17 protein-coding genes, 1 tRNA gene and 1 CRISPR repeat array are annotated in these 20,997 nt (G+C 41.9%); of the genes, 7 read left to right on the top strand and 11 right to left on the bottom strand.

Annotated features, from left to right (window positions below; all coding sequences use genetic code 11):
• Positions 1-188 precede the first annotated feature (188 nt).
• The 3 genes from V7K42_RS12470 to V7K42_RS12460 all read right to left on the bottom strand — a co-directional run bounded on the left by V7K42_RS12470 (position 189) and on the right by V7K42_RS12460 (position 2,398).
• Positions 189-815: a J domain-containing protein gene (locus V7K42_RS12470; protein ID WP_334916562.1), complete on the bottom strand. Its 627-nt coding sequence runs from the start codon at positions 813-815 to the stop codon at positions 189-191.
• A 201-nt stretch (positions 816-1,016) separates the two neighbouring features.
• On the bottom strand, positions 1,017-1,628 hold the full coding sequence (locus tag V7K42_RS12465; RefSeq protein ID WP_012407740.1) for an ATP-dependent Clp protease proteolytic subunit: 612 nt from the start codon (positions 1,626-1,628) through the stop codon (positions 1,017-1,019).
• 107 nt (positions 1,629-1,735) lie between these two features.
• Positions 1,736-2,398 carry an ATP-dependent Clp protease proteolytic subunit gene (locus V7K42_RS12460; RefSeq protein WP_334916560.1) on the bottom strand — a complete coding sequence of 221 codons (663 nt, stop codon included), beginning with the start codon at positions 2,396-2,398 and terminating at the stop codon, positions 1,736-1,738.
• A gap of 227 nt (positions 2,399-2,625) precedes the next feature.
• Here V7K42_RS12460 and V7K42_RS12455 point away from each other — a divergent pair, with 227 nt between their 5' ends.
• The 3 genes from V7K42_RS12455 to gloA2 all read left to right on the top strand — a co-directional run bounded on the left by V7K42_RS12455 (position 2,626) and on the right by gloA2 (position 5,667).
• Positions 2,626-3,882: a vWA domain-containing protein gene (locus V7K42_RS12455; RefSeq protein ID WP_334916558.1), complete on the top strand. Its 1,257-nt coding sequence runs from the start codon at positions 2,626-2,628 to the stop codon at positions 3,880-3,882.
• Positions 3,879-5,159 (top strand): vWA domain-containing protein, encoded by a 1,281-nt coding sequence (locus V7K42_RS12450; RefSeq protein ID WP_334916556.1) that lies wholly within the window; start codon positions 3,879-3,881, stop codon positions 5,157-5,159. Before V7K42_RS12455 ends, V7K42_RS12450 begins: the two co-directional genes overlap by 4 nt.
• A 109-nt stretch (positions 5,160-5,268) precedes the next feature.
• Complete coding sequence (gene gloA2 / locus V7K42_RS12445; protein WP_334916554.1) at positions 5,269-5,667, top strand: SMU1112c/YaeR family gloxylase I-like metalloprotein; 399 nt, start codon at positions 5,269-5,271, stop codon at positions 5,665-5,667.
• Between the two features lie 309 nt (positions 5,668-5,976).
• Here the strand turns inward: gloA2 and V7K42_RS12440 are convergent, their stop codons facing one another.
• Positions 5,977-7,158, bottom strand: coding sequence for an RtcB family protein (locus V7K42_RS12440; RefSeq protein WP_334916553.1), 1,182 nt, complete (start codon positions 7,156-7,158; stop codon positions 5,977-5,979).
• A 373-nt stretch (positions 7,159-7,531) separates the two neighbouring features.
• On the opposite strand from V7K42_RS12440, the gene V7K42_RS12435 reads away from it, so the two are divergent.
• The 3 genes from V7K42_RS12435 (at position 7,532) to V7K42_RS12425 (ending at position 9,281) form a co-directional block, all read left to right on the top strand.
• Entirely contained in the window at positions 7,532-8,419 is an 888-nt protein-coding gene (locus V7K42_RS12435) for a class I SAM-dependent methyltransferase (RefSeq protein ID WP_334916551.1), read from the top strand.
• Entirely contained in the window at positions 8,416-9,144 is a 729-nt protein-coding gene (locus V7K42_RS12430; protein ID WP_334916549.1) for an HAD family hydrolase, read from the top strand. Before V7K42_RS12435 ends, V7K42_RS12430 begins: the two co-directional genes overlap by 4 nt.
• Before the next feature lie 64 nt (positions 9,145-9,208).
• Positions 9,209-9,281, top strand: a tRNA-Ala gene (locus tag V7K42_RS12425).
• A 427-nt stretch (positions 9,282-9,708) separates the two neighbouring features.
• Positions 9,709-10,185: direct repeats of the CRISPR family, unit length 37 nt; unit sequence CTTTCAACCCACCACCTAACGAGAGGGCTTTGGAAAC.
• A 674-nt stretch (positions 10,186-10,859) separates the two neighbouring features.
• Here V7K42_RS12425 and cas12k read toward each other — a convergent pair.
• Both cas12k and V7K42_RS12415 read right to left on the bottom strand, forming a co-directional pair.
• The gene (gene cas12k, locus V7K42_RS12420; protein ID WP_334916547.1) at positions 10,860-12,899 is read right to left on the bottom strand and encodes a type V CRISPR-associated protein Cas12k; all 2,040 of its coding nucleotides are present in this window, start codon (positions 12,897-12,899) and stop codon (positions 10,860-10,862) included.
• A gap of 51 nt (positions 12,900-12,950) precedes the next feature.
• Positions 12,951-13,085 (bottom strand): hypothetical protein, encoded by a 135-nt coding sequence (locus V7K42_RS12415; RefSeq protein ID WP_334916545.1) that lies wholly within the window; start codon positions 13,083-13,085, stop codon positions 12,951-12,953.
• Positions 13,086-13,115: 30 nt separating this feature from the next.
• On the opposite strand from V7K42_RS12415, the gene V7K42_RS12410 reads away from it, so the two are divergent.
• Positions 13,116-13,319, top strand: a complete 204-nt coding sequence (locus tag V7K42_RS12410) for a ribbon-helix-helix domain-containing protein (protein WP_334916543.1) — start codon at positions 13,116-13,118, stop codon at positions 13,317-13,319.
• A gap of 53 nt (positions 13,320-13,372) precedes the next feature.
• Here the strand turns inward: V7K42_RS12410 and V7K42_RS12405 are convergent, their stop codons facing one another.
• Genes V7K42_RS12405 through V7K42_RS12385 form a run of 5 tightly spaced genes read right to left on the bottom strand, consistent with a single transcriptional unit; the run spans position 13,373 to position 20,916 of the window.
• Positions 13,373-14,065, bottom strand: coding sequence for a M48 family metallopeptidase (locus tag V7K42_RS12405; protein ID WP_334916541.1), 693 nt, complete (start codon positions 14,063-14,065; stop codon positions 13,373-13,375).
• Positions 14,062-17,400, bottom strand: a complete 3,339-nt coding sequence (locus V7K42_RS12400) for a type I restriction endonuclease subunit R (RefSeq protein WP_334916539.1) — start codon at positions 17,398-17,400, stop codon at positions 14,062-14,064. Before V7K42_RS12400 ends, V7K42_RS12405 begins: the two co-directional genes overlap by 4 nt.
• An 18-nt stretch (positions 17,401-17,418) precedes the next feature.
• Entirely contained in the window at positions 17,419-18,765 is a 1,347-nt protein-coding gene (locus V7K42_RS12395; RefSeq protein ID WP_334916537.1) for a restriction endonuclease subunit S, read from the bottom strand.
• Complete coding sequence (locus V7K42_RS12390) at positions 18,758-19,867, bottom strand: hypothetical protein (protein ID WP_334916535.1); 1,110 nt, start codon at positions 19,865-19,867, stop codon at positions 18,758-18,760. The genes V7K42_RS12395 and V7K42_RS12390 overlap by 8 nt, the downstream gene beginning before the upstream one ends.
• A 2-nt stretch (positions 19,868-19,869) precedes the next feature.
• Positions 19,870-20,916, bottom strand: a complete 1,047-nt coding sequence (locus V7K42_RS12385; protein WP_334916563.1) for an HsdM family class I SAM-dependent methyltransferase — start codon at positions 20,914-20,916, stop codon at positions 19,870-19,872.
• Positions 20,917-20,997: the final 81 nt, after the last annotated feature.

Here is a 20,997-nt window from a genome sequence, read left to right as displayed (position 1 = left end):
GGCAGGGGAAGAGAAAGAAACAAGTGTATTTATAGCTATAAAGGTCGTAAAAAATACTAAAGTTTTCTCTTCACTCCCCCTGCTCCCCCTGCCTCCCCTGCCTCCCCTGCCTCCCCTGCTCTTTTCACGAGGATCTCACTTTTTCGCGTTGCTCCCAGGGCAGCTTTCCTCCTGCCTTAATTAAATCTTTAAAAAATTTGTTCTAAGCGTTGGAAATCGCGCTGCACTTCATACCAAAGACTTTTATTATGGGGGTCTGTTTTCAATGCTTTTTTAAGATAAATTCTGGCTTTGAGCAGTTGGTTTTCGGAAATTAATGCCCGTCCCCAAATTTGATAAGCGATCGCTTGCCATTGGCGAACTTCTGCATCTGTTGACAAACGATCTGCTAAAGCTTCTGCCAATGCGATCGCTTGCGGAAATCGTCTTTCTTGCAAAAATCTCTGCAATTGCTCATAAGTCTTCCATTTCAGCCGTTCTTCTATTTCCAACAGATTCGGCGGCTTTGACTTCCCTACTTCTTGGCTTGTCACCGTTGTGACTGGTGTTTTCTGTCGCTGCGTTACCTTAACACCATCACGCCCACCAGATGTTGACACCTGATTTGAATGTACAGTAGTTTCTTCTGGCAATACTACCGTTAGCAGGAGTTTGTAAGCCTCTGTCAAGGCAATAAACTTATCTTTGGCTTTGTTGTCATCTGGGTTGATATCGGGATGATATTGCTGCGCCAGTCGTCGGTAAGACGCTTTGATGTCAGCAAAAGAAGCTCCCGATCTTAAACCTAGCAAACGGTAGCAATCTCCGAGATCCATCTTGAGCTATGAGCTATCGAATATTTAGCTATCGGCTATTATCTGTCAGTATCAGCTTTAAGCCTGGATTATTAATGATAATGGCTAATGTTCTATTTTAAAGTTCAATGTTGACAGTTTGTTTGGGGAATGGGCAATGGGCAACGGGAAAGGGGAATTGAGTTATTAATTCTGCCCCCTACCCCCTGCCCCCTGCTTCTCCTACTCCCCTGCGACTATAGAGGTTCGTTCTTCAATCACACGGTCAATTAAACCGTATTCTTTAGCTTCTTCAGCAGACATGAAAAAGTCACGATCCATATCTTTTTCAATTTTTGCTATGGTCTGACCGGTTTTATCGGCATAAATGCCATTAAGCTGGTGACGAATCCGCAGAATCTCTCTAGCTTCAATTTCGATATCCGTTGCTTGTCCACGGGTTCCACCTGAAGGTTGGTGAATCATAATCCGTGAATGAGGTAATGCTAGCCGTTTACCCTTAGTGCCAGCAGCCAACAAGAAAGACCCCATTGAAGCAGCTAAACCGACGCAAATAGTCACTACATCTGATTTGATATGTTGCATGGTGTCAAAAATCGCCATGCCAGATGTAACCATTCCACCAGGAGAATTGATGTATAAATAAATATCTTTACCTGGATCGTCGGAGTCCAGATATAGCATTACAGCAATTATTTGATTGGCAATTTCATCATCAATATCTCGCCCCAAGAATATAATCCGTTCTCGGTAAAGGCGATCGTAGATGCTAATCCAATCTGTATATTGTCCTCCGGGCATCCGGTAAGGGACTTTAGGAACGCCTATAGGCATAATATTTCTCCGTTCTTAATTAGTCATTAGTCATTGGTCATTAGTCATTAGTCATTAGTCATTAATAATTTTTGGTTATTAACAAAGGACGAATGACAAAGGACAAATTAAAGGATACTGGCTGGAAGTGGGGGATTTGCAAGTTCTTCTTTCTCAAAAACTCGGTCAATTAGCCCGTATTCTTTCGCTTCATAGGGTGTTAGATATAACAGCCGATCCATGTCTTTGATAATTTTTTCTGGAGGCTGTCCGGTGGTGCGATGTAAGATGTCAACTAATGCCCCTTTATTTACCAAAACTTCCCTTGCCCGAATTTGAATATCCGTTGCTTGACCTTGGGCGTAGCTCTTGGGCTGATGCAGGATAATCGAAGAGTGAGGCAAACTAGCGCGGCAACCTTTTGTACCAGCACTGAGAAGCATGGCTGCCATACCCATTGCGGAACCGACGCAGATGGTGTGGACAGGAGGCTTGATATATTTGAGTGTGTCGTAGATGGCGAAGGCTTCGGTTTCAAAGCCAATGGGTTCGCCACTGTAACCGGATGTGCCGGTGGAGTTGATATAGATTTTAATGGGCTTTTCTGGGTCGTCGGACTGCAAAAATAGCAACTCGGCCACGATTAATTCCGTGACAGCAGGCACCAGTGGCATCCCAATATAGACTATTCGCTCCTTCAATAAGAGGGAAGGTAAATCTGGCGGTGGTGTCCGGTAAGAGCTATCGCCGTAATATGGGGCTTGAACAGCCTTGATTGGGGAAATGTCCATAGCAACTGATCGCCTGAAACTATGCCGTTAACTGTAATACATCCTAGCGCGATGCACGCTTCCCTCAAGGTGCGGATTTCTCCCTAATGCTTGAGGTAGCTTCGCATCTGCCAATGCTTGGCTTGTAAGATATTCTGATTATTATATTGGATAAGTTTTCCGTAGAGCTAAAGTAGTGTTTTGAAGTTATTTATTAATATGTATATCCTGAATAGGGACTTTGAGTTATGAAGGTTAATTTGCAGCCTGCCTTGAATGATGGTAATTTGGACGCGAATCAACTGAATAGTCAACGTCAGTTGGGAATTTCGATTTCAGCGATCGCAGAGACTCAAGACCGCCATGTGCCCCTAAATTTATGCTTGATTCTGGATCATAGTGGTTCGATGAACGGGCGATCGCTAGAAACGGTCAAAAAAGCAGCAAATCGTTTGGTGGATAGACTTAATCCTAGCGATCGCCTCAGTGTTGTAGTTTTCGATCATCGTGCCAAAGTCTTAGTACCTAGTCAAAGTGTCGAAAATTCAGAAAAAATAAAAAATCAAATTAACCGTCTAGCCGCCGATGGTGGAACTGCTATTGATGAAGGATTGCGCTTGGGGATTGAGGAGTTGGCAAAAGGAAAAAAAGATACTGTTTCCCAAGCCTTCTTATTAACTGATGGTGAAAATGAACATGGTGATAACAATCGCTGTTTGAAATTCGCTCAATTAGCTGCTAGCTATAACTTGACTTTGAACACTCTGGGATTTGGTGACAACTGGAACCAAGATGTTTTAGAAAAAATTGCTGATGCTGGTTTGGGTACTTTATCTTACATTCAAAAACCTGAAGAGGCAGTAGATGAGTTTAATCGCCTGTTCAGTCGCATTCAAACAGTGGGATTGACTAATGCTTATCTGTTATTCTCCCTAATGCCCAATGTCAGATTAGCCGAACTCAAACCTGTTGCCCAAGTTTCCCCAGACACAATTGAATTACCACTGCAACAAGAAGCTGATGGACGCTTCACTGTGCGGTTGGGAGATTTAATGAAAGATGCAGAACGGGTAATCTTAGCTAATATTTATTTGGGACAATTACCAGCAGGTGAACAAGCGATCGCTAATGTGCAAGTCCGCTACGACGATCCAGCCGCCAATAAGGTAGGTTTAGTTACACCAAATATCGCCGTTTATGCCCATGTTGTGAAAAACTACCAAGCAGATCCGAATCCCCAGGTGCAGCAGTCGATTTTGGCATTAGCTAAGTATCGCCAAACCCAGCTAGCCGAAACGAAATTGCAACAGGGCGATCGCTCTGGCGCAGCGACAATGCTACAAACGGCTGCTAAAACTGCCCTGCAAATGGGAGATACTGGGGCAGCGACGGTATTGCAAACTTCTGCCACCCAGCTACAATCTGGTGGAGATTTATCTGAAAGCGATCGCAAGAAAACCAGAATTGTCTCCAAAACAGTTTTGCAAGATACCCCTCCTCAATGAAAGTTAAATTGCTCTCGGCGTTAAATGACAATAATGTTGATCTGGCTCAAACAAATAGCCAACGTCAACTAGGAATAACGATTTTTGCGATTGCTGGCGAGTTTGACCAAAATCTGCCCCTTAACCTCTGCCTAATTCTCGATAGAAGCGGTTCTATGCATGGACAACCGATTAAAACGGTGATTCAGGCAGTGGAAGGATTAATAGATCGGTTAAAAGTTGGCGATCGCATCTCAGTTGTGGCTTTTTCCGGTACTGCGGAAGTCATTATCCCCAACCAAGCGATCGAAGACCCCGAAAGCATCAAATCTCAAATTAAAAGCAAACTCAGTGCTAGCGGCGGTACAGTCATCGCTGATGGTTTGGAACTGGGAATTACAGAACTGATGAAGGGCACAAGAGGTACTGTTTCTCAGGCATTTCTGCTCACAGATGGTCATGGTGAAAGCGGTTTGCGAATTTGGAAGTGGGATATTGGGCGAGATGACAACAAGCGTTGTCTCAAACTGGCGCAAAAGGCTGCAAAGCTGAACCTAACTATCAACACTTTCGGATTTGGCAATAGCTGGAATCAGGATTTGCTAGAAAAAATTGCCGATGTCGGTGGTGGGACTTTAGCCCATATTGAACGTCCCGAACAAGCTATGGAGCAATTTAGCCGACTATTTGGGCGAATTCAGTCTATTGGGCTAACTAATGCCTATTTGCTGTTATCTCTAGTGCCCAATGTCCGATTAGCAGAATTGAAACCCATTGCCCAAGTCGCCCCAGACACAATCGAGTTACCAGTCGAACGAGAAGCGGATGGTAGCTTTGCTGTCCGTTTGGGAGATTTGATGCAGGATGTAGAACGGGTAGTTTTGGCTAATATTTATCTGGGACAATTGCCAGAGGGTAAACAAGCGATCGGGCATGTGCAAATCCGTTATGATGACCCGATGGTTAACCAAGAACGCTTACTTTCGCCCCTTGTGCCAGTGTATGCAGATGTAGTGCAAACGTATAAACCAGCATCTAATCCCCATGTACAGCAGTCTATTTTAGCATTAGCAAAGTATCGCCAAACCCAGTTAGCCGAGGCGAAATTACAACAAGGCGATCGCACCGGTGCAGCCACGATGCTGCAAACAGCTGCTAAAACCGCTTTACAAATCGGAGATAAAGGTGCAGCCACAGTGTTACAAACTTCTGCCACCCGCCTACAAGCTGGTGAAGAACTTTCCGAAGCAGACCTGAAGAAAACTAGGATTGTATCAAAAACTGTTTTACAGCCATAGTAAAAATTCAGCGATATTGTTATTCCCTCCACTGTTCTTGTCTTGCAAAAACTAGCAAAACTCTAGTAAAACTGCTGAAGATAAATTATCACTAGTTTGAGAAGTACAAATGAAAACCACTGGCATTCATCATGTAGCCATTATTTGTTCTGACTACAATCGCTCCAAAAAGTTTTATGTAGAAGTTTTAGGTCTTTCTATTATTCAAGAGACTTTTCGCGCTGAGAGAAATTCTTATAAATTAGATTTACAAGTTGGAGAAAATGCTCAAATAGAGCTATTCTCTTTCCCAAATCCTCCAGAACGGTCTAGTAAGCCAGAAGCTTGTGGTTTAAGACATCTTGCTTTTAAAGTTGATGATATCAATGAAACTGTTTTTTACTTAAACTCACAAGGTGTAGAAACAGAAAATATCAGAATTGACGAAATTACAGGTAAGAAATTCACTTTCTTTAAAGACCCTGATAATTTGCCATTAGAGATTTATGAGTTTTCGTTGGACTGGTAAATTATGATAATACAGCAGATTTAAGGGTTTTCCAAGAAATAAATTATCCATTTGTGGATGGGCATCTTGCCCGTCCCCAATATTTGGACGGGCAAGATGCCCATCCCACAAGAAAATTTGGAATATTTTTTATTTGGAAGTCCCTAAGCTTGCCACGCTAGTAGGGTGTGTTAGCGTCAGCATAACGCACTATTATAATGGGTTTGATGCGTTACGCTGTCGCTAACACTACATATATTGTCATAAATAAAATCGGATTCCTATATATTTAAAAATTCAAAAAGTGGGCAATGCCCACTCTACAGAAATTTAGCCCTTCACACAAAGAACTTGCTTAAGTGTTGCTACAACTTCAACCAAATCAGCTTGATTTTCCATCACTTGTTCTATAGGCTTATAAGCGCCGGGAATTTCATCTAACACGCCCTCATCTTTGCGGCATTCTACACCATTTGTTTGCTCTATTAAATCATCAAGTGTGTAAACATTTTTAGCCTTATTTCTAGACATCAAACGCCCTGCACCGTGGGAGCAAGAACAGAAGCTGTGGGCATTACCTTTACCCTTAACGATGAAAGACTTTGCCCCCATAGAACCAGGAATAATTCCATAATCTTCGGTCTGGGCGCGGACTGCACCCTTACGAGTAACGTATACATCCTCGCCAAAATGCACTTCTTTCTCGGCGTAATTGTGATGACAATTAACCTGCAATAAAGGTTTAGTTGCCTTCCCACCTACCAGATGTTTTTCAACTATGTGCTTAAAACGCGCCATCATCACATCGCGGTTAACACGCGCATAGTTTTGCGACCATTGCAAATCATGCCAATATGCTTGGAATTCTGGCGTACCAGCGATGAAGTGAGCTAAATCTGGGTCAGGCAATTTATTACCTGCCATTTTTGCTAATTCTCTAGCTGTGTGAATATGACACTGGGCGAGTTTATTGCCAATGTTACGCGAACCAGAATGCAGCATCAGCCAAACTTGATTCTCTGTATCGAGGCACACTTCAATAAAATGGTTTCCTCCACCGAGAGAACCCATCTGTTTCATTGCTTTAATTTGCAGGTCTTGCACGCCACGATGCAAGTCCTTAAAATCATCCCAATGTTGCCAGTTACTGACAGATTTTTCAACGTCTTTGTTTTCGTTGAATCCAGTCGGAATTGCTGCCTCAATATCCAGGCGGATTTTCTTCAGTTTACCTTCTAGTTGTTCGGCGGTAAATGATGTTTTGATAGCGCTCATTCCACAACCAATATCCACTCCGACAGCAGCAGGAATAATTGCCTCTTTCGTCGCAATTACAGAACCCACTAAAGCACCTTTTCCTAAGTGAACATCTGGCATCAATGCCACGTGCTTAAACACAAATGGTAGCGATGCAACATTTTTTGCCATATTGGTTTCTTCTGGGCCCAATGAGTGATTTGCCCAAGATAAAACGGGTGCTGGCGTGGTAATTTCTAACTTTTCGTAGGGCATATTTTTTTGTATTTTGGATTTTAAATTTTAGATTGGGCTTATGGCACTAATAATTTATCTAGTACTTTTTCAAGCTTGGTAGTAAGGATTTTAGTGCTTACTACGAACTTGCTTACCCATCAAATTAAACTTGACATACTACTATTTAGTTGTAGCAATTTAAATGTTGTATTGTCTTTAATTTAGTTCGCTCAGTTTTCGTGAAGCTGAAGAACTACTTTTAGAGAGTAACACATTTATACTACAAATGTAATCAGCTAGGTTGCAAACGTCAAGCCAATACCACAGAGAGAAAGCAGATGCTTGCCAAATGTATTAAAATTTGTAAAGAAAATTCCTCTGCTTAAATAACCCCTTAAAGTTCTGACACAATATGGCAGTGCGTCAAGATACAATCTGGGAACGTTTTTTATCCCCTGTAGTGCGTCTTTTGATTGATGAAGATGGATTACGGCGTTACGCTGATAGTATTAACTGGGAGAAAGAGTGCGATCGCTTCCAACGAGATGATGTGATAATTCCCTCGTACTACAGCAGTCAAAATTTCCACGGCATCGCAGGCGGATATCTGACTTACGGTGCAGCAGTTACTTACGATCCGATTACCCAATATGTTGTGCCACCGAATGAAACTATTGTCCGTCAGGCTTTAGTTGATGCTGTCAAGGTAAAACCACGACGCATACTTGACTTAGGTTGTGGCACAGGTTCCACTACTCTAATCTTAAAACGGGCTTTTCCCGAAGCGGAAGTTATTGGTTTGGATTTATCACCTTATATGCTGGTAAGGGCAGAAGATAAAGCTAGAAATGCTGGTTTAGAGATAGCCTGGCGACACGGAAATGCGGAAAAAACTGGTTTGAGGGATGCTTCATTTGACTTAGTGACAGCTTCTTTGCTATTCCACGAAACACCAAATGAGGTGTCCCTAGCAATTTTGCAGGAAAGCTTTTGGTTGTTAGTAACTGGAGGGCAAATCCTAATTCTAGATGGGAATCAGAAGACTCTCCGGCAGCTAGAATGGCTTAATGATGTTTTTGAGGAGCCATATATTCGTGAGTATGCTGCTGGTAGTATAGAGGCGAATATGGGTGCGGCCGGGTTTGAAGCTGTGCGATCGCAGGATGTATGGTGGATAAATCAGGTAACTAGCGGCGTTAAACCAATAGCAACTGAAAATGTCCGTCGTTATACTCCCACATCAATAGATAATAATGATTTGGAGGGACTTGGATCTCCAGCATTTGGCATAATGGCATGAGTTTAAAGGCAGTTCTCTTTGATTTCAATGGTGTCATCATTAACGATGAGGCAATTCACCTGCAACTGATAGATGATATTCTCGTTGAAGAAAATCTCCAACCCCAAAAAGTGAGCGAGCGTCAAGCTTCTCTTGGACGCAGCGATCGCGCTTGTTTTGGGCAACTACTCGCTAATCGTGGTAGAGTAGGCGATGAAAACTATTTAACTCAGTTGTTGTACCGCAAAGCAGAAGCCTATGTGGTGGAATTAGAGAAAATAGAGAAACTGCCTTTATATCCAGGTGTTGAAGACTTAATATTTCAGGTGCGATCGCGGAATCTGAAATTAGGATTAGTTAGTGGCGCGATTCGCAAAGAAATAGAATTGGTACTCCATCGCGCCAAACTAGCCCAACATTTCAAAATTATCGTCGCGGGTGATGACATCACCACCAGTAAACCAGAACCTGATGGTTATTTACTGGCTGTAAAACGCCTAAATAAAGAATATCCTGAATTAAACCTTCAACCATACGAGTGTCTGGCCATTGAAGATACTCCAGCAGGGATTGCAGCAGCGAAGCGATCGCAAATGCAAGTTGTAGGTGTAGCCAATACTTACCCATTTCACATGCTCCAGCGCTGCTGTAACTGGACTGTTGATTATCTCAGTGATTTGGAACTAGAACGGGTGCAAAAAGTTTATTCCCAAAAAGAGCCTCAGCCATCGGCAACTGAATGTTAGAATACTATATGGTGATAGTGTGTTGAGTTAATGAGTAATATTACTCTTGACTTGTACTAATTAAGGGGAATTAGCTCAGTTGGTAGAGTGCTGCGATCGCACCGCAGAGGCCATCGGTTCGAATCCGTTATTCTCCATTTGTCCATTAAATAATTATTGTCAGTTTTAAAGAATTATTGTCCAATTTTACAGAATTCAGGGACATAAGTTACGTATTTCCCTGGCTTTCAGCAATCAAATCAGTTTTAAAGAATTATTGTCCAGAGTTGAAACCAGTTTTAAAGAATTATTGTCCAAAATCAGCCTGTAAAACTCGGACAAATATATGTTTTCTAATTTAATAGATTACAGCAAGCCCAAGGGTCTTGAATTACAAGAGTAGCTTTAAAGCGCTTTATTTACAGTCTAATTACAAAAATATACTACCTCTTCTTTTCTTGTTTTCACTCAAGCAGAGGCATTACTACTATAAAATAGCTGCGTATTACGTGCGATCGCAGCACTCCTTTCAAACCACCCTAATACAAAATTATATAGGCAAAGCGACCACTTCGGCGATCAAAAGTTTCAACCCACCACCTAACGAGAGGGCTTTGGAAACAGGAGGGAGTGTGATTGTATTTGAGGTAGATGAGCAACTTTCAACCCACCACCTAACAAGAGGGCTTTGGAAACAAGAATTGTACAAATCGTAGCAAGTCTGTCTGGGGACTTTCAACCCACCACCTAACGAGAGGGCTTTGGAAACACTTTGAATTAGATCCGGAGTTCTTGTCAGAGGACTATCTTTCAACCCACCACCTAACGAGAGGGCTTTGGAAACTTAGACTCCCCCCACCGCCAACCTTGCATATATGCCTTTCAACCCACCACCTAACGAGAGGGCTTTGGAAACCTGTAAAATCGCGGCGTTGCAAATCATCCCAGATCGCTTTCAACCCACCACCTAACGAGAGGGCTTTGGAAACAAACCTGCCGATCGGCTTTTTGAGCTTTGTAGAATTCTTTCAACCCACCACCTAACGAGAGGGCTTTGGAAACCGCACCCGTGAAAACTCTTGCCAACAAGGGCTTCTGAAGGCAAAATTGACAAGCCTTCTTTAATTCCTATTTTCTACAGTCAATGAATAAAATTTTCTTCATGACTAAAATAGTAATACCCAGTGCAGACAGGAGTTTTGAGCATTTGGCAGCACCCCAGGGATTTTGCCCCCGCTTTGAGCTGCCAAAAATAAAAATTAGGGGGTGGTAGTTCGGTAGCCACCGTGACGGTATACCCGTACCCTTACTTTGTTGTAAAGTAAGAGGTAATGACACTCCTCGTAAAACCAAAATCTAAGATTTTAGTAGTACAGGCCGCTCTGGCACCTAACACCAAGCTAAAATAGTTTGATGTCAAGAGCAAAGGTTCTGGGTTGTTTGGAACCCTAACACCTTATACTTCCCATGCGTCTCGGTGCGAGTACTTTCTCATCTAACAGCAGTATTACCTTACCCAAGCAATTACCACTAACAAACGCTTAGATGATCGCACAGGTAGAGTTGGCAGCTACCAGGGTCAGAAAGAATACGCTTTTCCAAGCGTTAAACTAACCCATTCCACAGTATCTACACAAGGGGGTTAATACTGTAGCATCATACAGTTAAGGCTCAAAAGAGCATGTATAACGGCACCGATTTAATTTCCCTAAGACTACATTCTTCGGGTATAAATTTTATCTACCAAAAGTATTAATCCGGCATTGGTAAGCGTAAAATGCTAAATCTCTCGCTTGTTCTTCCAGCGTACCATAATGGGGTTGGATACTAAATTCAATACTAATTTTTAACTCAGCAGCTTTCGACTTTATGAATTCTTGGAGTCTGTTATAACTCCAATTATGTATTTGACGGTTATATTCTTTTACGTATAATTTTTGAGCATTTACATCACCTGGAATTTTAGTCTCAGCTTTCGCTTGAATTGCACTGGCACGAATTTCCCTGATGTCTTTTAATCTAGGTAATACAATGCAACCTGCCTGATATTGCCTGGCGAGTTCTACTATTTTCTTCGCTAATAATTTATCAACGTATTCTCCTAGTTGTGATTCTCCAATATTACACGGTGAATCTTTTTTCTGAGCTTGTTCTCTCTCTTTCCGAAAATGCACTTGTTGTCGTCGTCTGCGGCTTAACAGGTGAAAAGCATTGCCTAGCAACTGTTTGACTGTATTACAGGCAAGTACTTTTTTAGTATTTGTATCAACTATGACAACCGTCGCTAACTCAATAGGATGAAAACTGATACCAACAATTATATTAGATTGACCTTGATAAATTAGTTTACCAGGACGATTGAATGAATTATTAAGTCGAGATAATGAAGATTTATCTTTATTCAATTGTATTTGTTGATTGTTCTCTAACTTTTTATTTTCTTCTGCTTTACTTACTCGTTTTTGTGCCTTGTCAGTCTTTTCTTTTCTCACTTCTTCAGTACCCTCTGCTGTCCATAAACGAGCATCATAGGTACAATGTATAGCTAATTTATGAACTTTCCACGGCTCACCCTTGCCTTCACCTTGTTGCCATAGCAACTGTGCAGAACGTAGTGTAATTAAACTTCCCGAAAGTTTTTCTTCACCTTTCTGGCTTACTTTAAAAGCTTTGTAGTCTTCTAGAAAGCGTTCAAAAAAATGACGTTGGCGTTTATTACAACAAATTTTAAAGTGATATTCACTCCAACCATTGAAGTAAATATAAATATTGCCTGCGTCATTTTTATACCAAGTTAAGTCTCCATATAAATAATCTATAGGATATGGTAACTGTGATATTTTTTTCGCTAAATTAGCTATCCAATCTTCCCACTCTTGATTATTTTTAGGTACTTGATTCATTAAGTTGCCAAATGCTTCACTATATCTTTCTCCTGTTATATCTCTACCACTAGGTAATCGATTATCTTGAATTTGTTTCTCTAGACGTTTTATCTGCACTATTTTCTCATTACGACGCTTTTTTAGTTTTTGAATATCTTCCTCTAAATTACTAATTTTATTATGATTTTTTATCAGATAAGCTACTGCACACCGCGTTAAAATATCCTGTGTTTGTTTATGAATTTCATATAAAATATTAGTTAATGTTTCTAACTTATTTTTATCTACATTATTTGTAGAACTAGAATCTTTCCTTTGTTCTGCATCGGTACTTTTATTATTAATATTTTTGTTAACTCTTTTTCTAGCTGATTTGGTTGGCTTTACATCCTCATCATTAATAGTAAGTCTTTTTATAAATTCTTCTGGTTGACTAAGTAATTCTTGCGCTTTAGAACGTATTGTCTCTAAATCACAGTTACTTTCATCTATAAGTTCAACATCACTTTTGAGTATATTTTTGAGAAAGTATTCTTTACCCTCTTTTTGCCTTTTTCGTTTCTGGTATAAAGTAAGCCATGAAGAATAAACCTCTTTTACAAAAGACTCTGCTGATGAGCGAAGGCGGCCTGATTGTTCTTCAAATTCAGGATTTTTTGTCAAAGCTTTACGTAATTCTACGATTTCTTTCTTAGTTATTTCTCCCTTTTCTTTATTAGCTTCAAATTCTGGTTGTTCGCTTACACTCTTTAACAATTGAAGAATCAGAGGAGTATTTTTTTGAGTCATTTCTTCCCATACTTGGCGAAGTATATCTTCACTAGCATCTAGATGACATCGTATGGTTCTATGGACTGGAATCGTGGATTTCTTCTTACGATCGCTACTCATGGTGACAACATCTCCACCAAATCAATAATTTTTTGTTTGTGTAATGTAGAACTAACTACTTATTCGTCTTCGCCAGATAACGATCGCCACTTGACCCGATCGCCATCCAAAAACCTCGGCATTGTCGCACTTGTTCAGTAATGGTTTCAATCTACCATAAAAACATTGCCACACATTGTTAAACATTATTGAGCCTTGTTCCAAGGTTACGGGAGTATGATGAACTGGCAACAAATCTTTGTAGTGTTGATGAGTCAGAGCGATCGCGTACAAACTTCCATATATTTCCCCAAAGATATCCACGAGGCTTTGGTGAAATGGGCTGAGGAAGAAGACCGTCCCATCAGTAATCTTGTTGTGCGGCTTGTGAGTAAGGCAGTTGAGGAGCGACAAAACAAGCAGAATCCACCGCAACAATAAGCCAGCCATCGGGAAATGATTTTCCTTGACAGACTACTACCCCTCATCGCAATTTATAAGCTAAAAATTGCGCCGTTTTTTGCTAACCAATCTTTTCTTTCCACGCAGTCAGGTAAGATTCGCTCTACCCTGTCCCAAAAATCTCTATTGTGGTTGGGTTGAACCAAGTGAACCATTTCATGAACTACGACATATTCAATCATCGCATTAGGAAGCAAAGCAACACGCCAGTGGAAATAAATATCACCTTTTGGGTTACATGAACCCCAACGATTACCGAGTTCGCGCACTTGGATAGAAGTAGGTTTTGCGCCGATTCTGTTAGCGATAGATGTAGTAATTGATTCTAAATGCTCTTGAATATGACCGCGATACCACTGAATAAATAAATCTCGACCTTGCTCTTGATGCGATCGCAAAAGTTCAAAGCGTCCTTGGTAAAGTCTAAGTGGGTTGTTTGCGCTGTCTACTAATTTCAGGCGATAGCTGCGTCCTAAATAGTGGAAGCCTTCGCCAGGTAAATAAGTTTTTTGTTCAGTTGGCTGTTTTATCGCTGATTTTTTCAGCAGTTTGCTGTAAATCCAGAAGCGGCGTTGTTCGATAATTTGTCCTAGTTTTTCTACTGGGACTTGAGGTGGTGTTGTTATGATTAGTTGACCGTCGCGTTCGATAGTAATTTCAACTGTGCGACGACGGGGGCTTTCGCGCAGTTCAAAGGAGAGTTCTCCAACATTAATGGTTTTCATCGCCCTCGATTTGCATCGTGTCGCTCGGCTAATTGGGTGATTTGATCTGCTAAACCATCCAGTTTACTATCTGGGAAGACATTTAAATCTTCTAATTTCAGCCAGATATTCTTGCAGAGGTTTTCTCTGGCTACCAAATCGTTCCAGAAGCCGATTACATAACTTTGGTTGTAGATATAGTCTACCAGTTCGGTGCTAAAGGTTTGGAGTTGGGTGGAAATTTCCGGTGTTGGTAAGTCTAGTGCATCTATGAGAGCATTGAAGAAGGGGCGAATTCGGGCTGATGGTTGATTTTCGCTAACTTCGGTTTGTTCAGTTCGGACTTTTTGCGCTAGGTTTAAAAATTCTGTTGCGATCGCATTCCAATTTGTACCAAAACGTTGTAAAATATCTTCTAGTTTATTGCTGAGGTTGCGATAATAAACTGGGTCATCGTCTAGATGGGTGCGGATGTGGTAACGGATGGCGTGTTCCATTTCAGCCGCACGAGTTTGCACGGAACGCCTTTGTTGTACCCGTTGCTCAAAGTCAAGGTCTAAAATATTTACTGGTGAGACTTTGATGTTAATACCCTGAGATTGGATATGTTGGTCTATTAGCGCTTGAACTTTTTCTTTAGCGTCTTCTGGGTGTTCATCTCGGAAAATATCATCGACTAATTTCTTTAATTCTCCCAATTTTTTCGCATCTTTGAGGTAGCGTAAAGCTTGGGGACGGGGTAAAAAGGCATCCATTGCTTGCAGAAACTCTCGCAGCAGTTGGTAGAATTCCGCGCGAGATCGCTCGTCATGATTTAGGATATTTACACAAGCTTCTTTGTCATCGTCAATATTTAAGTTGCGTTCTTGCCAAAAGTTGATTACCCGGCGGTGGGCTTCGTCTAATTTGGGTAATTCTTCTTGGATATCAAACCAAGCGCCATCCACATCTTCTTGGTCGTAGATACTCATCGCGGCGGCGATATCGATACCGTAATAGTCTACAATTAAACCGTAGTCTTTACCTTCGGCAGTGCGGTTAGTACGAGCGATCGCTTGTAATAAATCATGTTCTACTAAGCTGCGGTCTACATATAACACTTGTTCTAAAGGTGCGTCGAAGCCCACCAGCAATTTATTATTCACAATTAAAAAAGCTAAACCGTCTTCATCTAAGTTTTTCCAGAAGCGGTTTTTGTAGGTGGTGTGGTTGTTTTCATCAGTCCATTGTTTCCAGGCTTGGGGGTCTTGTTTGCTGTTGGCGGAGATAATCGCCGCAAATTCCAGGCGCTTGATGGTATCTAGATAAGGATAAGCTTGTACGAGGATGCGGTATTCGGCGGGTGCGGATTCTAATTTCAGACTTTGCAAAATAACGGCATTTGACTCTAATTCTTGAATAAGTTCGTCTTTGGCTGCGGTAAGATATTGCTGGTACAAAACACAAGCTTGGCGATCGCTTGCTGCTACCTGAGCTTTAAATTTACCCTGCATGATGCGCGTGACATAGTGGCGTAAGATATGTCTAGCCTTGTCCTTCATCAGTTCTTTAGCGTTGAGGACGTTCTTTTTTCCGGCGTATTTGGATTTAATCGCTGCCCGTTCTTCTGGAGTATAGTCTTGAAATAGCACCTCAAAAAGTTGGTCTAGAGTAGTGGCTCCTTTGACTGCTCCCATTGTTTCCAGACCTTCGTAGAAAATAGGAACGGTGACATTATCTTTTTGGGAATCGCGGATACTGTAAATATCAATATAGGGATTTTCGTCATGGGCAAAGATGTCTTTTGTTTTCTTTTTCTTTGCTGAGATGATAGGAGTCCCTGTAAAACCAATTTTGGCGCAGTTGGGTAAAGCTTTGGAAAGGTAAGCGTGGAGGGTGTTGCTGTGGGAACGGTGAGCTTCATCGATTAATAGTAAAATCCCTTCGGAGGGATTGAGAGCATTGTTTAACTCTTCAATATCAGCGTATTGTTTCGCCTCATTAATTTTGTTAAATTTCTGAACCATCCCAAAAACAATACCCGGCCCTGTTTGTCGCAGTTTGTTCGCTAAGTCTTTGATGTTTTGGGCTACTTGCAAAGTTTGACCAGAAAGGGTTGCTGTTTGTTGGAGTTGTTCTTCTAAATCTGTGCGATCGGTAACGATAACCGCTTTAAACTGTTGAAGTTGGGGAATTGTCCGCAGTTTGCGGAGGATAAACACCATATCCAAGCTTTTACCTGAGCCTTGGTAATGCCAGATAATACCACCGCGCTGGTCTTGGCTACCGTGTTCTATTTTGGTTTTACCGTGTATTAAGCGGTCAATGGCTTTGGATACGCCTCGCAATTGTTGATAGCGTGGGACTATTTTGATGCGGCGGTTGTGTTTGGTTGTGAAGAGAATGTAGTGGCGCAGGATGTCCAGCAAGCTGGCGGGGTGAAGCATTCCGGCGATGAGTTGCTGGCGGCGGTTAAGTTTGGATAAGTCAATTAAATCTTCTAACTTTTCGCCACTTTTGACTGCTGCTAAAGTCTCGTCTTCGTTAATAGGGGAAGATTCTGGTAATAAGTAATTAGATGCACTTGAGATTAATTCCTCTTCGGGAAGGGTAGGGTTTGTGATGTCTAAAACCTGAGCTATGAGGCTGGAATCGAAAGGGCTGGTATCTTTCCATTCGAGATAATGCTTGGGTTGACTCCCCACCGTACCCACCACAGCCCGCCCGGAGGTGCAGGAAATCATCAGTTGATTGTAGTGAAATAGACGCTCAATTCCTTCGGGTTGTAAGCTGTTGCGTTGGTTGGAGTAAAGTAGCAAGTCTTGAATCCCAGATTTGAGCATATCTGCACCTGGGGCTTTGCATTCGATGACGACGAGGGGGATACCGTTGACAAACAAAATGATATCGGGGCGATAGTGACCTTTGGGGCCTTTTACTCCCGGTGGGTCGATGCGGAATTGGCTGATGGCGAGAAAGTCGTTACGTTCCGGGTGGTCGAAGTCTATCAGGTTGATGGTGGTTTGTTTACCTGTGAGTCCTTCGACTTTCACGCCTGTGAGGAGAAGTTTTGTCAGGGTTTCGTTTTTCTCCATCAGCTTACCGGGGCCGAGGTTTTGCAGTTGGCTGATGGCTTGGTTGATGCGGCGTTCGTCTAGCCAGGGTTGTCCGTTGGGGTCGAGGTTGATTTGTCGGAGTTGGCGCTGGAGTCGGGGAAGTAGGAGAACTTCGTGGTAATTGTCCCGTTGTTCGGGGATTGCTGCTAAATGGTTTGCTTCGATGTATTCCCAGCCTAAACCGCCGGGAAGTTGTCGCATTTTTTGGAGTTGTTCGATTGTGGGTAATTCTGTATGTGTGTATTCAAGTCCCGACCCCATCTTTTTCTCCTTTATGGGTTAAATTTTGACGCGCACCCGTCCGGTTAATAGGTCGGACATTAAGCCTTTTTTTAAAAGTTTGAGTTTTTCGAGATAAACTTTTTTTGACTGGAGATGAGCCTCATGAGTCGCTACTACTTGAGCAATTTTAATTTGCTCTTTAGGTAAAGGAATTGGAACTATTGGTTCTAAAATTTCTGATTGAGAAAGATGAGGAATATCCATTCCTTTTTGTTGCAGTTGCAGAGAAAGTTGATATGTTTCTGACATTAGCAATACTTTCAAAAAGTCAATATTGCAACTATAAGCTATAAAACGTCCTACTCGTTGAACCAGAAGAGAGGGAATATCCTCACTATCTAAAACGCTTATTTTACAACCTGACTTTGTAAAAGTTCTGTCCATTCCGATGATGATATTTCCCTCTGATAATTCATACTCTTTGTATCCGCGATACATATCCCAAGGCAATCTTTTAGTATCAGACCAGTCCGGGCGACCATAGCCAACATTTTCCCCTCTAATTAATCTTATACCTTCATTTTCTTGGAAGCACTGGCTTTTAAAAGCATAACCCACTTGAAGATTAGCTATTGAACTAAGAGGCCCGACATCCCAATCTTTCGGAATTATCCCCAAGGGCGATCGCTTAAACAATTCAGGGTTACGTGTATAATCTCTCAGTTCGCCGTGATCGTCAATACCGCGTGTGAGGAGGTTGTGCAGCAGTCCGGCTTTAGCTTTTTTAAGTTTTGTGATATGAGTGTTGGTAAGTGCGATCGTTTTATCAATCGCGTCAAGAATTTCAGTTATTCCATCCTGGTCATAAAGTCCAGGCTTGGGAATCATATTAGCTGTAATACGCCCAGGAGAAGTATGTCTAACCGTAGTGCCTGATGATGTGCTAATGATGTTTTGGCGTACTCTATTGCTATTCATCACTAGCATTAAAAATCGCTTGTTCCAAGAATCAGGTAATCTGAGAACAATTTTCCCAATTCGTTGATTATGCAAAACCTTGAATGGTAAGCGCAGTTGTACAACTCTCCCTAAAATTAAAGTTCTAGGAGAGAGATCCGTCATAACAATTAGTAAATCACCATTACTTAATACAGTGTTTTCAGGGATTGCCCCTTGATAGTATTTTGTATTGTTTTGTTCAAAGTAAAGTCCACCTTCTCTATGGAAATTACCGGGTACTAAAAGTACTTCACCAGGAGGAGTCTCAGAAAAATATTCTCCTTTGAAAGCATAGCCATGAACTATATTAATTTCTTCGACGAGTTCAACAACATCCCAGTCTTTTGGAATCTTACCAATTGGTGAGTCCTTGAACTCTTCAGTAATCACGGGAGTTTCAAACATACCCCAACCCTTTCAACAACTCACTCAACCTTTGATTAACCTCCTCCTCTTCCTTCTCAATTTCCGCCAACGTCACCTTATACTTATCCCACCAATTTTCTACCGCAGCAATCACCATCTGACGGTGTTCACTCATATATCTCTCCAACTGCATCAACAAATCCGCCTTAAACAAATCCAAAACCAACCCTTGGGCTTTCTCTTCACTTAAAGCTACACTCGCGGCTTCCAACTCTTTTACAAGCAACCCCTTCAACTCCCGCACCAGTTTACGTGCTTCCTTCAACCTTTCCAAAATCTCCTTGTAAGGTTGCAACTGCACCTCAATCTCGGCAATTTCTTGCTCTTTTGGTGTCACTATTGATTGCAGATTAGCCAATTCCTCTTCTAAAGCAGTCGTGTCATACCCCTTCTTTTTCTCATATTTAATCGACTCCTTCTTGCGGTCACTTCCCAGCAATTCCTTCAGCCGTTTTTGACCATCCTTAATTGCATATTTCAATTCCTTCAATTGTTCTTCTAATTGCTTGACAAAATTAACAGCTTCTCCATCTTCCGAGGTTTCCACTTCCTCGCCCTGTTCAAAAGCTTCCTTTTCCTGTTCCAACGTCGCCACATCCGCCTCAGCATCTTCCAACTGTTGCAAATACTGGGGAACCAGCGCCGGGACAATTTTGTGACTCAAAGGGTCAAATTTATTACCAGATTGCTTACTTTCGGTATCTTCCAAAGCATCCCGAATCGTATCCACCCAAGAATCAATCAAACCTTTAAAACCCAAATTTGCTAAACGTTTCAAATCGGCAGAAACCTCATAAGCATCTTCCCACCAGCTAGCAATAACTCCCATAGTCTTAAACCTATCTAACAAACCAATGGGACGCACCGCCGCCTCAAAAGTCTGTAAAAATTCTGTCCGCAGCTTCATCAACTCCTTGTTTTTAGGCAAATCAATTAAACGCTGTTGATGTTCCTGCCAGCAATTGAGAGTAACTTGCCGCAGTTCCTCCTCCTGGTGTACAATCCCTGCATCAGTTTCAATGCGCTGCTTAATTTGGGCGCGTTCCGTTAACGTCGGCTGAAAATCTAAATATTCTTCCACCTTTACCCTTCCCTCCGTTGCAACAAAGTCATCGGGTCAAAACCGTGGCTAGTAAATAATTCTTGCTTTGCATCCACCTCAGACTTTGGTACACCACCCAAAAGATGCGATCGCACATCTTGAGGTTCTGGCGGTGGGGTATTATCAGCATAGCGGCGAATATTACAGTTATATTCGTAGTCAGCCAATTGTTGTTGAGTCACCACCGCCGCATAACCAGGAATCCCCGGATAATCGGCATTAGTTGTAAAATCTTCATAAGCCGAGACAATTTTTTCTATATGTTCAGGACGCAAAGAATTTTGAGCGCGTCCAACCTGAAATTCGGCATCAGCGTTGATAAACAACACCTTACCTTGAGTCGCTTTTGGTTTCGCACCTGTAGGACGCATCACCAAAATACACGCCGGAATCCCAGTCCCATAAAATAATTGTGGTGGTAAGCCAATCACCGCTTCTAAATTATCTTCTTCAATAAATAACTTGCGGATTTTCTTCTCTTCTCCACCGCGAAACAATACCCCGTGAGGCATTACCGTCGCCATAATCCCATCTTGCTTTAACACCGCTAGCATGTGCTGGGCGAACATTAAATCAGCTTTTCCACTCGTAGGGCAAAAAACGCGGAATCGATCAGTAAACTCCATTGGGTTATCTTTATTACCCCGGCTGTAGTTTTGCGAAAACGGCGGATTACTCAATATTCGGTCATAATGCTTTAATTCTCCCCCATCTTTAATGGGCACCATCAAAGTATCGTCATTCTGAAGCACAGCATTGGGGATGCCATGCAGTAATAAATTCATCTTGCAGATAGCCCAAACTCCCCCGTTATTGTCTTGGCCGTAAAGTCTCAAATTGCGGGAATTTCTACCGTGTTCTTCTATGTGCTGCTTGGACAAAATTAACATTCCCCCCGAACCTACGCAGGGGTCATAAACCTCCATCCTTTCTTGGGGGTTAACAATTCGCACCATTAACTTTACCACCCCACGGGGAGTATAAAATTCGCCGCCTTTTTTACCAGCAGAGTCAGCAAAGAAATAAATTGTGCGATTCGTTGCTTAGTGAATCACGGTAATCAGCCCGTACATAACTAAGCCAGCCTGACAGCAGATTACTGTCACTAA

This window comes from Nostoc sp. (assembly GCF_036917455.1).
Taxonomy (GTDB): domain Bacteria; phylum Cyanobacteriota; class Cyanobacteriia; order Cyanobacteriales; family Nostocaceae; genus Nostoc.
Note: the sequence above shows the minus strand (reverse complement) of the source record. Positions and strands in the feature narration are given on the sequence as shown.